This is a genomic window from Ochrobactrum chromiisoli (genome assembly GCF_026241335.1).
In the GTDB taxonomy this organism is placed as follows: domain Bacteria; phylum Pseudomonadota; class Alphaproteobacteria; order Rhizobiales; family Rhizobiaceae; genus Brucella; species Brucella chromiisoli.
In genome coordinates this window covers 1-14,413 of sequence record NZ_JAPHAV010000019.1, presented here as the reverse complement: position 1 = coordinate 14,413, position 14,413 = coordinate 1, and the positions used below count along the sequence as shown (strand labels likewise).

Below are 14,413 nucleotides of genomic sequence, written 5' to 3'. Positions count from 1 at the left end.
TGGAATGCTGTTCGAATTAACGCGGTAAAACTGACGACCCCATCAAATCCGCATCGATTGCATGAGCGACCTGACGGCCTTCACGTATGGCCCAGACAACCAGCGACTGGCCGCGGCGCACATCGCCTGCTGCATAGAGCTTATCGACATTGGTGCGATAATTGCGCGTGTTAGCCTTCACAGAGGTTCCGCCGCGACGATCCGTTGCGATTTCGAGCTTGTCTCCAAGTTCCTTGAGCACACTGTTTTCAGCCGGACCAAAGAAGCCAATGGCGATAAAAGCAAGATCAGCCTTGATGAAGAATTCGGAACCCGCAATCGGCTTGCGCTTTTCATCAACCTGACAGCACTTCACATGAGTGAGCTTGCCATCTTCGCCGATGAATTCAAGCGTTGCCACCTGAAACTCGCGATTAGCACCTTCAGCCTGACTGGAAGATGTGCGCATCTTGGTTGCCCAATAAGGCCAGACGCTGAGCTTGTCTTCTCGTTCAGGCGGCTGCGGACGAATATCAAGCTGCGTGACATTGACCGCGCCCTGACGGAAAGCCGTACCAACGCAGTCGGACGCCGTATCACCACCGCCGACGACGACGATATGCTTGCCTCCGGCTAGGATCGGCGCTTCGTGCCAGGCGACCGATTCAATATTTTCGCGGCCAACGCGACGGTTCTGCTGCACGAGATAAGGCATGGCATCATGCACGCCTTCAAGGTCTGCACCCGGAATACCAGCCGGACGCGGCTTTTCAGAACCGCCCGAATAAAGCACTGCGTCATAGGTATCGAGCAGACCGCGCAGCGGCTTGTCGACACCGATATTCACGCCGCAAAGAAAACGAACGCCTTCGCCTTCCATCTGCGCAACCCGACGGTCGATCAGGTGCTTTTCCATCTTGAAATCAGGAATGCCATAGCGCAGCAGACCACCCGGACGGCTTTCGCGTTCATACACATCGACCATGTGACCTGCGCGTGCAAGCTGCTGTGCAGCTGCAAGACCTGCCGGACCAGAACCGATAATCGCCACCGACTTGCCGGTCTTCTGCGCTGCTGGCTGCGGCACGATATAGCCAAGCTCATAGGCCTTGTCGCCCAGTGCCTGTTCAACCGTCTTGATCGCAACAGGCGCGTCTTCAAGGTTTAATGTGCAGGCTTCCTCGCAAGGTGCCGGACACACCCGACCGGTAAACTCGGGGAAGTTATTGGTCAGATGCAGGTTGCGGATCGCCTGATCCCAGTTGTTGTTATAGACGAGATCGTTCCAGTCCGGGATCTGGTTGTGAACAGGACAACCCGTGTCACCATGACAGAATGGAATGCCGCAATCCATGCAGCGTGCCGCCTGCTTTTGCACCTCACCATCCGTCATCGGCAGCGTGAATTCACGGAAGTGACGAATACGATCCGATGCAGGCTGATACTTTGCTACCTGCCGGTCGATCTCAAGAAAACCAGTAACTTTACCCATTATTCCATGCTCCTCTCACAATGCCGTGCGCCATTTCAGGCGCACAAGCACCGCGTCGTGATTTTGACTTTTACTCAGCTGCAACGCCGATCTGCATACGTTCCATCTCTTCCAGAGCGCGGCGATATTCGACCGGCATGACCTTCACGAATTTCGGGCGATAGCTCTCCCAATTATCGAGAATGTCCTTGGCACGCGTGGAACCAGTGTAATGCAGATGGTTGGCAATCAGCTGCACCAGACGTTCTTCGTCGTGGCGCGTCATGTTTGCCGATACATCGACACGGCCCTTGTGCATCAGATCGCCACCGTGATGATGCAGCTTTTCAAGCATGTCATCTTCTTCCGGCACCGGTTCCAGCTCGACCATCGCCATGTTGCAGCGCTGTGCGAAGTCACCTTCTTCATCAAGCACATAAGCAACGCCGCCCGACATACCGGCTGCAAAGTTACGGCCAGTCTGACCGATAACGACAACCACGCCACCCGTCATATATTCGCAGCCGTGATCACCCACGCCTTCGACAACCGTGACCGCGCCCGAGTTACGCACGGCGAAACGCTCGCCAGCCACACCGCGGAAGTAGCACTCGCCTTCAAGCGCTCCGTAAAGCACGGTATTGCCTGCGATGATCGAGTTTTCAGCCACGATCCGCGTGTCTTCCGGTGGACGTATGACAATACGACCACCCGAAAGACCTTTGCCGATATAGTCGTTGCCATCACCAATAAGTTCAAACGAGATACCGCGGGCAAGAAACGCACCAAAAGACTGGCCAGCCGTACCGCGCAGGGTAACGGCAATGGTGTCTTCTGGTAGACCCTTATGACGGAAGCGCTTGGCCACTTCGCCCGAAAGCATTGCACCTGCCGAACGGTCGACGTTCTTGATGGCGACATCAATCTTGACCGGCGTCTTGTTTTCCAGCGCTGGCATGGCTTCGGCAATCAACTGGCGATCCAGAACATCTTCAATCGGATGATGCTGACGCTCGGTCCAGAAGATTTCGTGCTTCTCGGCTTCCGGCTTGTAGAAGATACGGCTGAAGTCGAGGCCTTTGGCCTTCCAGTGATCAATCATGGTCTGCTTTTCGAGCAGTTCCGTTTCGCCGATGATCTGTTCAAGCTTGGTAAAGCCCATTTCTGCCAGCAATGCGCGCACTTCTTCTGCGAGATAGAAGAAGAAGTTAATCACATGTTCGGGCGTGCCCTTGAAGCGCTTGCGCAGAACAGGGTCCTGTGTGGCAACACCCACAGGGCAGGTGTTGAGATGGCACTTGCGCATCATGATGCAGCCAGCGGCGATCAGCGGAGCGGTCGAGAACCCGAATTCGTCGGCACCAAGCAGCGCCCCGATGATGACATCACGACCAGTGCGAAGACCACCATCAACCTGCAGCGCAATGCGCGAACGAAGACCATTGAGCACCAGCGTCTGGTGGGTTTCGGCAAGGCCGATTTCCCACGGCGAACCGGCATGCTTGAGCGATGTCAGCGGCGATGCACCGGTGCCACCATCATAGCCCGAAATGGTGATGTGATCGGCGCGCGCCTTGGCTACACCGGCCGCAACCGTACCGACACCCACTTCCGACACCAGCTTGACCGAAATATCGGCGGTTGGGTTGACGTTTTTGAGATCATAGATCAGCTGCGCCAGATCTTCGATCGAATAAATGTCATGGTGTGGCGGAGGCGAAATGAGGCCAACGCCGGGCGTCGAGTGACGCGTCTTGGCAATGGTTGCATCAACTTTATGGCCCGGCAGCTGGCCGCCCTCACCCGGCTTTGCACCCTGCGCAACCTTGATCTGGATAAGATCGGAGTTGACCAGATATTCGGTCGTCACACCGAAGCGGCCCGATGCCACCTGCTTGATCGCAGAGCGTTCAGGGTTTGGCGTACCATCCGGCAGAGGATAGAAACGATCCGGCTCCTCACCGCCCTCACCCGTGTTCGACTTGCCGCCAATGGCGTTCATCGCACGTGCAAGCGTGGTATGGGCTTCACGCGAGATCGAGCCAAACGACATGGCGCCCGTCGAGAAGCGCTTGACGATGTCGGCTGCGGACTCAACCTCTTCGATGGCGACCGGCTTGCGGCCATTTGCTTCTGCAAAACGAATATCGAACAGGCCGCGAATGGTCTTTGCCTGTGCCGCCTTCGAGTCGAGCATGGACGTGTATTCTGTGAACGTATCCGGGTTCGAGGTGCGCACGGCGTGCTGCAATTTCGCAACCGCATCCGGCGACCAGAGATGTGCTTCACCACGCATACGGTAGGCATATTCGCCACCGACTTCGAGTGCTGTCAGCAGAACCGGGTCGTTGCCGAACGCATCGGTGTGACGACGCACGGTTTCTTCCGCAATCTGTTCAAGACCAACGCCTTCGATGCTCGTTGCTGTGCCGAAGAAGAACTGATCGACAAAGCTCGTCTGCAAGCCAACAGCATCGAAAATCTGCGCACCGCAATAGGACTGATAGGTCGAAATGCCCATCTTGGACATGACTTTGAGAATGCCCTTGCCAATCGACTTGATGTAGCGCTTGACCACTTCATGTTCATCGACTTCGGGCGGGAACTCGCGGCGGCGATGCATGTCGAGCAACGTATCAAAGGCGAGATACGGATTGATTGCTTCCGCGCCATAACCGGCAAGACAAGCGAAGTGATGCACTTCGCGCGGTTCACCCGATTCAACAACCAGACCGACCGAAGTCCGCAGACCCTTGCGGATCAGGTGATGGTGGACAGCAGCCGTTGCCAAGAGCGCCGGGATCGGAATGCGATCCGGCCCAACCTGACGGTCCGACAGGATAACGATGTTATAGCCGCCATGAACCGCTGCTTCCGCACGGTCGCACAGACGCTCAATCGCACCATGCATACCCGCCGCGCCTTCACCGACATTATAGGTAATATCGAGCGTCTTGGTGTCAAAACGGTCTTCCGTGTGACCAATGGAACGGATTTTTTCGAGATCGCCATTGGTCAGGATCGGCTGACGCACTTCCAGACGCTTGCGGCGCGAGGTGCCAACCAGGTCAAAAATGTTCGGGCGCGGACCGATGAAAGAGACAAGGCTCATCACCAGCTCTTCACGGATCGGATCAATCGGCGGATTGGTGACCTGCGCGAAGTTCTGCTTGAAATAGGTATAGAGCAGCTTCGACTTGTCAGACATCGCCGAAATCGGCGTATCCGTCCCCATCGAACCGATGGCTTCCTGACCGGTGGTGGCCATTGGCGACATCAAAAGTTTGGTATCTTCCTGCGTGTAACCGAAGGACTGCTGACGGTCGAGAAGACTCACATCTTTGCGCAGCGCACGTGGTTCGACCGGATTCAAGTCTTCCAGAATGAGCTGCGTGTTTGCCAACCACTGCTTATAGGGATGCTTCTGCGCGATCTGCGACTTGATTTCCTCATCTGAAACGATGCGGCCTTCTTCCATATCGATAAGCAGCATACGACCCGGCTGAAGACGCCACTTCTTGACGACCTTTTTTTCCTCGACAGGCAAAACGCCCGCTTCGGAAGCCAGAATGACGAAATCATCGTCTGTCACAATATAACGGGCCGGACGCAGACCGTTACGGTCGAGCGTTGCACCAATCTGCCGACCATCAGTAAAGGCAACGGCGGCAGGACCATCCCATGGCTCCATGAGAGCTGCATGATATTCATAGAACGCACGGCGCTCTTCCGACATCAGCTTGTTGCCCGACCATGCTTCCGGGATCAGCATCATCATCGCATGTGCGAGGCTGTAGCCACCCTGATGCAGGAATTCGAGCGCGTTATCGAAACAGGCCGTATCCGACTGGCCTTCATAAGAGATCGGCCAGAGCTTGGAAATGTCGTTGCCAAACAGCTCCGAATCCACAGATGCCTGGCGGGCAGCCATCCAGTTGACGTTGCCGCGCAGCGTGTTGATTTCGCCGTTATGAGCGACCATGCGATAAGGATGGGCCAGACGCCATGACGGAAAAGTGTTGGTTGAAAAGCGCTGATGAACGAGCGCCACAGCACTTTCAAAACGCGGATCTTTCAGATCGTTGTAATAGGCACCCACCTGATAGGCCAGGAACATGCCCTTATAAACGACGGTGCGCGCCGACATGGAGACAATATAGAAGCCCTTATCGTCGCCGTCGTTTTCTTGATAAATGCGATTGGAAATGACCTTGCGCAGCACGAACAGGCGGCGCTCAAATTCATCGTCGCTTTCAATGATTGCGCTACGGCCGATGAAAACCTGAACGTGGAAAGGTTCAGTCGCGGCAATTTCAGGGGCTTTGGACAGCGAAGAATTATCAACCGGCACCTGACGAAAGCCGATGAAGGTTTGACCTTCCGAGCCAATCACTTCCTTGACGACTTCTTCAATATGCGCACGCAATTCAGCGTCGCGCGGCATGAACAGATAGCCGACAGCATAATGGCCGGGCTGCGGCAGATCGATACCCTGACGCGCCAATTCTTCACGAAAGAAGCGATCTGGAATCTGCACCAGAATGCCTGCACCATCCCCCATCAGAGGGTCGGCGCCAACGGCTCCGCGATGGGTGAGATTTTCAAGCATCTTGAGGCCGTTTTCGACGACCTGATGCGACTTCTGGCCCTTCATATGCGCAATAAAGCCAACGCCACAGGCGTCGCGTTCATTGCGCGGATCATAGAGGCCTTGGGCGGGCGGTGTACCCGCCGAAGTTCGCATTTTTCGGGTGGCATTGGTGGAATTGGTCGCAGCTTTGAACGTTCCGTTCTGACCGTTGTGTAAATCCACATGCGATACAGATGGCGTCAAATGCGGCATCGTCATTTCCTCCAAAGAGCGCACAACCCTGCGCGCGTTACGATAATGAACCGGAACGACTATTCGTTCCGCAACTGATTACGAGGCGCGTCTGATCCGAAAACCGTTTCACGTTTTCCGGCATACGCTTTAGTTTAGATGTATGGGAGCCTTGTCGAAAAGGCGTTGGACGACGTTCCGGGGGCGTACGGTCAAAGCCGCCGCGGGGGAATATTGTTTAAGCGCCTTAGTCTTTCAGGCTCGGACAAGCGACCTCAGCCCGCCAGAACGGCGCACCAAACTCCCCTGTCTTAATTGAATGCCGCTACCGCCGGTTTGTCCGATTGCACGACACTCTCTTTCTGCGACAAGAAAATGTCCCAGCGAGACACCAGCCTATCACAGTGTTGAATTGGACAGCGCCGAACAATTAGTCAGCATTGCTGTCCTAATTACGTATGACAGAATTCAAATTCGCTCACAAGATGGAAACTTGATTTTTTTGAGCTTATTGCGAAACAAAATGTCGCAGAAACGTGTTCGACCAACATTTAGTTGCGCAAAAGACTGATTGCGTCAGTTTGGCGCGCCTCGCTGCACGCAGTAAAAGCTTCTAAAAGTGGCAGCGGCCGGCTGCTTTTTCGCGCATACTGGTCTTACGCCGGTAACCCGTTGCGTCTATATACCTCCCATAGATGATCATATTGTGAGCGGAGAACAACGTGCATTTTGCTTCCGACAATTGGGCTGGTGCCCATCCGAAGATCGCTGAAAGCCTTTCGCTGCATGCCAATGGTTTTGCTGCTGCCTATGGCGCCAGCGAAATCGACAAACGCGTGGAACAGCGTTTCAACGAGTTGTTCGAACGCGAAGTCGCAGTGTTCTTTGTCGGCACAGGCACTGCGGCCAACTCTTTGGCCCTCGCCAGCGTCAACCGTCCCGGTGGCGTTTCTCTCGTGCATCGCGAAGCGCATGTGATCGAAGATGAATGCGGTGCGCCGGAATATTTCACCGGCGGTGCACGTCTGCATCCGATTGACGGGGCAATGGGTCGTATCGATCCTGAACTGCTCAAGCGCGAACTCAAGCGCTTTAATCCTGCCTTTGTCCATGCAGGCCAGCCGATGGCAGTCAGCATTACGCAGGCCACGGAAGTCGGCACGCTTTATCAGCCTGAACATATTGCGACGATCTCAAAAATTTGCCGCGATGCGGGTCTGCCGCTGCATATGGACGGTGCACGTTTTGCCAACGCTCTTGCGTCGCTGGATATGACGCCTGCCGAAATGACATGGAAACAGGGCGTCGACATCGTATCCTTTGGCGGCACCAAAAATGGTTGCTGGTGTGCGGAAGCGCTTGTCTTCATGGACCCTGCCCGCGCACGCGACCTGCCTTTCATCCGCAAACGCGCAGCCCAGCTTTTCTCAAAGACGCGCTTCATCGCAGCGCAGTTTGATGCCTATCTTGCAGATGATCTCTGGATCGAACTCGCGAAGCACTCAAATGCGCTTTCTGCGCGCCTTGCCCGTCATATCGATGTATCCAGTCAGATGCGTCTTGCATGGAAGCCGGAAGCCAATGAAGTTTTCGCGATTATGAAACAGTCGGTCTATGATCGCCTGCGGGAAGCTGGCGCAATTTTCTACGACTGGAATCCACCACATTCTGAAGTCAACCGCATCAGTGAAGGCGAGATTTTCGCGCGTTTCGTGACAAGCTTTGCCAATACAGAAGAAGAAATCGATCAGTTCGGCAAGCTGATTGCTTAACAATGAAAAAGCGGCGCACATGGCGCCGCTTTCCTTATAGATGAATATCAGCAGAGTTTAGTGAGCGGTTTTCGTCTCAATCTGCTGCGCATCGCCGACTGGCGCTTTGCTGACTTCGATCTTGCGCGGCTTCATCTGTTCGGGAATTTCGCGCTTAAGATCAATATGGAGCAAGCCATTTTTAAGGCTTGCACCGGCTACTTCAACAAAGTCTGCAAGCTGGAAGCGGCGTTCGAAAGCACGCGAAGCAATGCCGCGATAAAGCACTTCACTGGTTTCAGACGCATCGTCCTCAGCCTTTTGACCCTTGACGGTCAACTGATTGCGATGGGCTTCAATTTCAAGTTCGCTTTCCGAAAAGCCTGCAACGGCCATGGTGATGCGATAGGTGTTCTCACCGGTCCGCTCAATATTATAGGGCGGATAAGACTGCGAACCTTCTGGCGATGCGAGTGTATCGAGCATCGAAGAGAAGAGACGGTCAAAACCAACGGTGGAACGATAGAGTGGCGAAAAATCAACGTGACGCATGTGTAAGCCCTCCTTAAGAGCGACAAAGATGCACTATATTGGCGGCAGAACTCCCATTCTGGCGAATTCTTTGTGCCGGCGATCCCGTTATCGGCAACCGCAAAACTCATTTGGGAATGCTGCTTTTTTATTTCAAGAGCGATTTTTTCAGGCCGCGCAAAAAACCGACAATGCCTTTTCGTCAACAATTCGATAAAATTACACGGCTTATCACTTGCCGTAATAACTCCTGATCGTTTGGGAGCCGCAAATTGGGGTCTTTGCCACCCATGAACCAAAAATGAACATCATCTTCGGCGAGCGTTCAGGTGCTTGGGGCTATCGTCCCACTATGCCTGCCGAGAGGCGGGTTTATCAAAGGATCACGGTTATGAAAAAAGCTCTTCTTGCTTTTGCCGCACTCGCCACCATCGCGACTGGAGTCGCGACAAAGTCCTACGCAGCCAATAATGGTCTGCTTATACAGACCCAGTACTATGACGATGATGGTTATCGTCCGCCGATGCCGCCCCGCGGCGGACCGCGTCCCGGTTGGGATGGTCCAGACAGAGGCCCAGGCCGCGGACCGGGCTGGGGCGATGAAGCCATGCGTCGCGAAATCATCAGTCCGCGCCGCATCGCCCGCTCGCTTGAACGCCGCGGTTATGATGTCGGCGATATACGCCGAGATCGCGGCGCCTATTTCGTTAAAGCCACGCGCCCCAACGGTCGCCGTGTCATCGTGGTGGTTGATGCGTTCAGCGGTCGCATTCTTGATGAGCGCCGCGCCGGGCGCGGCTGGTAAGTATCAAACAGTTCAACCTGGGTAACGTCCCTTGCACAGGTTGTTTTCTGAACCGGAAGTCTGCGTTCAGGCTTCCGGTTACTTTTTGTAATAGTTTAGCCCGCTATAATGGTCTTAGAATATCGAACCTGGGCACACGAGTGAAATGCCAGATTTTCTTTTTGAGACCAACGCCAACCCCATACCGGCGGGCACACAATCTGGCATGTTCAAAACGCGGGACGGCAAGAGTCTGCGTTATGCACTGGTGAAATCACCGACAAAACCATCGCGTGGTACGATCGTTTTGCTACAAGGCCGCAACGAGTTTATCGAAAAATACTTCGAAACCATATCCGACCTGACAAACCGCGGCTTCCATGTCGCGACCTTCGACTGGCGCGGCCAAGGCGGATCGCACAGGCTGCTCAAAGACCGCTTTCGCGGCTATGTGGGCCGCTTTAGCGATTACACCAATGATCTTGATCAGTTTCTCACTGACATTGTTCTGCCAGACTGCCCACCCCCCTTTTATATGTTGGCGCATTCAGCAGGTGCACTGATTGCCTATGCGTCGATCCCAAAGCTTGCATCACGCATAACCCGGATTGTGCTTTGTGCACCCTTGATGGGACTTGGCGGATCGCAATCAAGCGATGACAAGATGCGCCGCATCACCATTGCCTTGCGCATGATCGGCTTTGGCAGGCTTTATGCCGCAGCAGGGCGCAAAATGATGAACCGGCCTTTTGCGAATAACCCGCTGACCAGTGATCCCGCGCGTTTCATGCGCAATATGGAAGTTGTCCGTAGCCATGCCGATCTGGCGCTTGGCGGCCCGACCATACGCTGGATTGCAGGCGCGCTTGAAACCGCATCGCGCATCAACCGACCAGACTTTTATCAGGGACCGGCTGTCCCTGTTCTGATTATTGCAGCCGGTAATGATCGGGTGGTTTCCACACCGGCGATTGAGCGCTTTGTAGCACGCACGCGCAATATTTCGCTCGTGGTCGTCGATGGTGCCCGCCACGAGATACTTCAGGAGGCTGACTTCTATCGTGAGCAGGCTCTGGCTGCCTTTGATGCCTTCATTCCCGGCAATTCGGAAACAGAAATAGCAAGCACAGAGCCAACTCAACTCATTTAGCTGTTGATCAGCTCCAGTGCGGCCTGATGCAGCTCTACAGATGCGGCTGCAACAATATCGCCACCCTTCTCTGCCGGCCCCCCATCGCGCTGCGTGACAACACCGCCTGCCTGTTCAATGATCGGGATCAGCGCGACAATATCATAGGGCTGCAAGCCTGCTTCAACAACAATATCCGTGAAGCCGCCCGCAAGCATGGCGAAAGCATAGCAATCGACGCCATATCGCGACAGACGCACGGAATTTTCCAGTCGATCGAACCCTTTGCGCAATTCGCCTTTGAAGAGCGCAGGCGTCGTCGTGAACATTGTTGCATCTTCAAGAGTGGCCTGTGAGCGCGTAGCTAAACGCTGCTCGACGCCATCACGCACCAGATAAGACCCTTCACCGTCGCTATAAAATAACTCGCCCGTAAAAGGCTGAGACATCATGCCTGCCTTGGCATCGCCGTCGACAGTCAGACCTACAAGCGTTCCCCATACGGGCAAACCCGAAATGAAAGCACGGGTTCCATCAACAGGATCGATAACCCAGACATGGCTGCGATCAATATTTTCGGGGCCGTATTCTTCACCGAGAATGCCGTGTTCTGGAAACTCGCGCCCGATCACTGCACGAATCGCGCGCTCCGCTGAACGGTCGGCTTCCGTCACCGGATCAAATCCCGAAGTGTATTTATTATCGATCTCGTTGAACCTGCGAAACCTTGGCAAGGTTTCAGCTGCCGCCGCCGCTGCGACCTCGGAAAAAAATGCCCTGTCGATCAGCAATTCCAATCTCCCATTTCCATAACGTGATGCATTCCTATGCAATCCATACCAACAATGCAAATAATTTGAGCAAAATAGATTTAGCTCAAAAATTATGCGTAATTTCTTGACCTATCAGGGTTTTCAGCATAACTTAAAGGTCAGACAGGCTGTCCTGTCGGTGCCTTTCGGGGCATTTCCTCCCTAGTCTTTGGCCGCGCCTTCTTCATTGGGGCGCGGCTCTTTTTATCTACGATACTTTTGGAGTTTCCAGCGTCTTTGGCAGCCCTATTCCGCTGCGAGTGACGGCATGACCAGAAGCTCATCCGGCAAAGATGTCAGGTCACTCAGAAACTGATAGAGATCAGCGCAAAGTGCGTCAAAGCCAACAAGCTTCTGTAAGCTCTGCTCGTTCATATAGAGGCTGCGGTTGATTTCGATCTGCAGGGCAAAGCACGACTGGGCAGGCCGACCATAATGTTCCGTGATAAAGCCGCCCGCATAGGGCTTGTTATGGGCAACCGTATAGCCAAGCCCCTGAAGAAGCTCCATCGCAGCCTGCGTCAGCTGCTCACTGCATGAACGGCCAAAACGATCCCCAATAATGAAATCAGGACGGTCACTTAGTTCGCCCACGCGCGTACCGCCCGGCATGGAATGGCAATCTATCAGCACAGAATAGCCAAAACGCTCATGGGTGGACTTCAGCAGATCATCGAGTGCGCGGTGATAGGGCTTATAAATATCTTCGATGCGATAAAAAGCTTCCCGCAGCGATATACGCCCCGAATAAATGGTCTGCCCCTCGCCAACCAGACGCGGCACTGTTCCCAAACCGCCTGCCACGCGTGCAGACTGGCTGTTGACGAAGGGCGGCAGCGGCTCAATGAACATGCGCGGATCAAGCTCATAGGGCTCGCGGTTTACATCGAGAAACGCCCGCGGAAAATGTGCTTTAAGCAAAGGCGCGCCCAAGCGCGGCACCGTCGCAAAAAGTTCATCCACATAGCAGTCTTCCGAATAGCGAATTGCCAGCGGGTCGAGACGCGTCTCTTCAAGGAATGAGAGCGGATAGGCGCGGCCGCTATGGGGGGAATTGAAAACAAAGGGAATGCGCTGCTGCGCAGGCGCGCAAAGCTCAAAAGGGGGGATCAGATGAAAATCGCGTTCCAGACTCATACGTCAACCCGTTTCGATTGCCTTGTGACAGCGCGCCACCCGATCAATTTGCACCAAAAGTAGCACCTTATTCTAGTCCGGCCCGATGCAATATCCAAATTTTAAGCCACCACCTTTCCTCCTATTGGCTGGCCTCTTAAATCGTGCAAAGCTGTAACACATAACAGCATGTTGCCAAACAGTGGCCATAACAATTAACATTTGCGCGAGCATTCATTTCATATTTACCAAAAGCGCGTTTTCTAGTGTGCAAAATGAGTCGTTATCTTCGCTGCACCTTGCGAACGGACGACATGAAATTCGGACGGACCAATGAAAAGAATTCTGCTAGCTGAAGACGATAATGATATGCGTCGCTTCCTCGTGAAAGCACTGGAAAAAGCAGGCTATCACGTCACCCATTTCGACAATGGCGCAAGCGCCTATGAAAGACTGCGCGAAGAACCGTTTTCGCTGCTGCTCACTGATATTGTCATGCCGGAAATGGACGGTATTGAGCTCGCGCGCCGTGCGACTGAAATCGACCCGGATCTCAAGATCATGTTCATCACCGGCTTCGCTGCCGTTGCATTGAACCCCGATTCGGACGCTCCGCGCGACGCAAAAGTGCTTTCCAAGCCATTCCATCTGCGCGATCTGGTGAACGAAATCGAAAAGATGCTGATCGCTGCCTAAACCAAACCATTCCAACACAGGAACCGGTTTTTACAAGCAATGCGCCTGTTTGTGCGTCCATACGGACGCACAATGCTTTTGAGCTGCCTGTGGCATTCCTGGCATACGATAAACTATTCACGAAAAAGACAAAAAACTTCAAAAAGAGCATTGACGGGCGCAACGCGATATGGTGTATGCGCCACATCGAATGGGCGTATAGCTCAGCGGGAGAGCACTACATTGACATTGTAGGGGTCACAGGTTCAATCCCTGTTACGCCCACCATTCGAACCATTAAAATTTCGTTTTTTATTTAATATTATCAAATACATAACAATAACACGAACCTTCTTAAATCCCCTCACCTACAGCCCAAAAACGACATTGAAACCATTCAATAATCCCGTTCCTCGCCCTCACCTTTTACCCCGTCATCAGCGCCCATAGCTTCTTCCCAAAAGCGGCTACTAGTCCACCAAGTGAGGCGGCAGCGAATGACACGAGCATGACTGCCCCAACCCCACGCTCGCGCCAACGGTTGAAGTCTGCGACAGGTTCCTCAACATTGCTAAGTCGCGTATCGACACTTTGAAGCTTGCGCATCACCTCGTCTAAGGTGCGATCTGTCTTTTCCTGCTTTTCATATTGCTGCTTCCGGTCATCGCGTGCCCGATCCATATCCTTGATGATCTGATCAAGCTTGCCTTCTACGCGGCCTATGGCTCTGTCTTGTCCCGCTTCAGTTGTCACTGGCATGCCTCTTATTTCTCATCATGCTTTGCGCATTCGTCTTTCGACCAGACGCCACCGGCACAGCCACGAACGATTGTGCGGTCGATCTTTCGCTGATCCGTGTCAGTTGCGCCGCGCGCGCCGAGCAAATCAGTTCCAAGAACGCTACGGACGCCGCTCACATTTGCCGGTCCTGAATGTCCACACCCCGCCAACGTCAATGCACTCATCATAATTGAGCACAGCACCAAGGGCTTTCTCAGTCGCTTCATTGTTCTGTCTTTCGATTTTGGCTTCGGCACTGGCTCGACCGTCACGCTTTCCGGCGACATATCCAGCAGCCAGACACAAAAATGCCGCCAGAACAGCGGCGGCGGTGATCTTCAACCAGTTCGGGATTAGCGCCCAGATTACGCTCATATCGCATCCACCAGCTTTTCAAGCTTGGCCTTGGCCTGTGGCATCGTGAAGATTGCATAGGCCGTGAGAGCAAGAACAAACACGACAAGCACCATCTGGACACGCCAGTCCACAAACGGAATTGCAGCCCCTGCCCCGCCGCTGCCGATCCAAGACCAGAACCGCGAAGATTTTGAGATTGGCTTTTC

Annotated in this window: 12 protein-coding genes, 1 tRNA gene and 1 pseudogene; 5 read left to right on the top strand and 9 right to left on the bottom strand. The window is 53.9% G+C overall.

Translation table 11 applies throughout. The features are described from left to right. Window positions 1–16: 16 nt before the first annotated feature. Together OPR82_RS20540 and gltB are read right to left on the bottom strand one after the other, a co-directional pair. Complete coding sequence (locus OPR82_RS20540; protein WP_265986778.1) at window positions 17–1,471, bottom strand: glutamate synthase subunit beta; 1,455 nt, start codon at window positions 1,469–1,471, stop codon at window positions 17–19. 70 nt (window positions 1,472–1,541) lie between these two features. After that, window positions 1,542–6,293, bottom strand: coding sequence for a glutamate synthase large subunit (gene gltB, locus OPR82_RS20535; RefSeq protein ID WP_265986776.1), 4,752 nt, complete (start codon window positions 6,291–6,293; stop codon window positions 1,542–1,544). A 701-nt stretch (window positions 6,294–6,994) separates the two neighbouring features. Here gltB and OPR82_RS20530 point away from each other — a divergent pair. Then, window positions 6,995–8,044 (top strand): threonine aldolase family protein, encoded by a 1,050-nt coding sequence (locus OPR82_RS20530; RefSeq protein ID WP_265986775.1) that lies wholly within the window; start codon window positions 6,995–6,997, stop codon window positions 8,042–8,044. 57 nt (window positions 8,045–8,101) lie between these two features. Here the strand turns inward: OPR82_RS20530 and OPR82_RS20525 are convergent, their stop codons facing one another. Then, a complete protein-coding gene (locus OPR82_RS20525) occupies window positions 8,102–8,575 on the bottom strand; it encodes an Hsp20 family protein (protein ID WP_265986774.1) in 474 nt (157 codons plus the stop codon). 370 nt (window positions 8,576–8,945) lie between these two features. Here OPR82_RS20525 and OPR82_RS20520 point away from each other — a divergent pair, with 370 nt between their 5' ends. Together OPR82_RS20520 and OPR82_RS20515 are read left to right on the top strand one after the other, a co-directional pair. After that, window positions 8,946–9,359: an antifreeze protein gene (locus OPR82_RS20520; protein WP_265986773.1), complete on the top strand. Its 414-nt coding sequence runs from the start codon at window positions 8,946–8,948 to the stop codon at window positions 9,357–9,359. A 145-nt stretch (window positions 9,360–9,504) separates the two neighbouring features. Next, the gene (locus tag OPR82_RS20515; protein ID WP_265986772.1) at window positions 9,505–10,488 is read left to right on the top strand and encodes an alpha/beta fold hydrolase; all 984 of its coding nucleotides are present in this window, start codon (window positions 9,505–9,507) and stop codon (window positions 10,486–10,488) included. Here the strand turns inward: OPR82_RS20515 and hisN are convergent. After that, the gene (hisN, locus tag OPR82_RS20510) at window positions 10,485–11,258 is read right to left on the bottom strand and encodes a histidinol-phosphatase (RefSeq protein ID WP_265986771.1); all 774 of its coding nucleotides are present in this window, start codon (window positions 11,256–11,258) and stop codon (window positions 10,485–10,487) included. The genes OPR82_RS20515 and hisN overlap by 4 nt on opposite strands. 267 nt (window positions 11,259–11,525) lie before the next feature. Further along, window positions 11,526–12,416 carry an N-formylglutamate amidohydrolase gene (locus OPR82_RS20505; protein WP_265986770.1) on the bottom strand — a complete coding sequence of 297 codons (891 nt, stop codon included), beginning with the start codon at window positions 12,414–12,416 and terminating at the stop codon, window positions 11,526–11,528. A 312-nt stretch (window positions 12,417–12,728) separates the two neighbouring features. Here OPR82_RS20505 and cpdR point away from each other — a divergent pair, with 312 nt between their 5' ends. Together cpdR and OPR82_RS20495 are read left to right on the top strand one after the other, a co-directional pair. Then, entirely contained in the window at window positions 12,729–13,091 is a 363-nt protein-coding gene (gene cpdR, locus OPR82_RS20500; protein WP_007877205.1) for a cell cycle two-component system response regulator CpdR, read from the top strand. Between the two features lie 192 nt (window positions 13,092–13,283). Then, window positions 13,284–13,358: transfer RNA gene (locus tag OPR82_RS20495), tRNA-Val, on the top strand. 138 nt (window positions 13,359–13,496) lie between these two features. Here OPR82_RS20495 and OPR82_RS20490 read toward each other — a convergent pair. The 4 genes and pseudogenes from OPR82_RS20490 to OPR82_RS20475 all read right to left on the bottom strand — a co-directional run. After that, window positions 13,497–13,829 (bottom strand): hypothetical protein, encoded by a 333-nt coding sequence (locus tag OPR82_RS20490; RefSeq protein WP_265986767.1) that lies wholly within the window; start codon window positions 13,827–13,829, stop codon window positions 13,497–13,499. Between the two features lie 5 nt (window positions 13,830–13,834). Beyond that, window positions 13,835–14,077, bottom strand: coding sequence for a lipoprotein (locus tag OPR82_RS20485; protein WP_265986826.1), 243 nt, complete (start codon window positions 14,075–14,077; stop codon window positions 13,835–13,837). Continuing rightward, a complete protein-coding gene (locus OPR82_RS20480; protein ID WP_265986766.1) occupies window positions 13,971–14,225 on the bottom strand; it encodes a hypothetical protein in 255 nt (84 codons plus the stop codon). Before OPR82_RS20480 ends, OPR82_RS20485 begins: the two co-directional genes overlap by 107 nt. Then, a pseudogene (locus OPR82_RS20475) lies at window positions 14,222–14,413 on the bottom strand (glycoside hydrolase family 19 protein); the annotation flags it as partial. The pseudogene OPR82_RS20475 and the gene OPR82_RS20480, both read right to left, overlap by 4 nt.

What these genes read in the sequence shown, in the direction of transcription:
- OPR82_RS20490 (WP_265986767.1), bottom strand. Translation starts at nt 13,829, where the DNA reads ATGCCAGTGACAACTGAAGCGGGACAAGACAGAGCCATAGGCCGCGTA.
- OPR82_RS20520 (WP_265986773.1), top strand. Translation starts at nt 8,946, where the DNA reads ATGAAAAAAGCTCTTCTTGCTTTTGCCGCACTCGCCACCATCGCGACT.
- OPR82_RS20515 (WP_265986772.1), top strand. Translation starts at nt 9,505, where the DNA reads ATGCCAGATTTTCTTTTTGAGACCAACGCCAACCCCATACCGGCGGGC.
- OPR82_RS20540 (WP_265986778.1), bottom strand. Translation starts at nt 1,471, where the DNA reads ATGGGTAAAGTTACTGGTTTTCTTGAGATCGACCGGCAGGTAGCAAAG.
- gltB (WP_265986776.1), bottom strand. Translation starts at nt 6,293, where the DNA reads ATGCCGCATTTGACGCCATCTGTATCGCATGTGGATTTACACAACGGT.
- OPR82_RS20485 (WP_265986826.1), bottom strand. Translation starts at nt 14,077, where the DNA reads ATGAAGCGACTGAGAAAGCCCTTGGTGCTGTGCTCAATTATGATGAGT.
- cpdR (WP_007877205.1), top strand. Translation starts at nt 12,729, where the DNA reads ATGAAAAGAATTCTGCTAGCTGAAGACGATAATGATATGCGTCGCTTC.
- OPR82_RS20505 (WP_265986770.1), bottom strand. Translation starts at nt 12,416, where the DNA reads ATGAGTCTGGAACGCGATTTTCATCTGATCCCCCCTTTTGAGCTTTGC.
- OPR82_RS20480 (WP_265986766.1), bottom strand. Translation starts at nt 14,225, where the DNA reads ATGAGCGTAATCTGGGCGCTAATCCCGAACTGGTTGAAGATCACCGCC.
- OPR82_RS20525 (WP_265986774.1), bottom strand. Translation starts at nt 8,575, where the DNA reads ATGCGTCACGTTGATTTTTCGCCACTCTATCGTTCCACCGTTGGTTTT.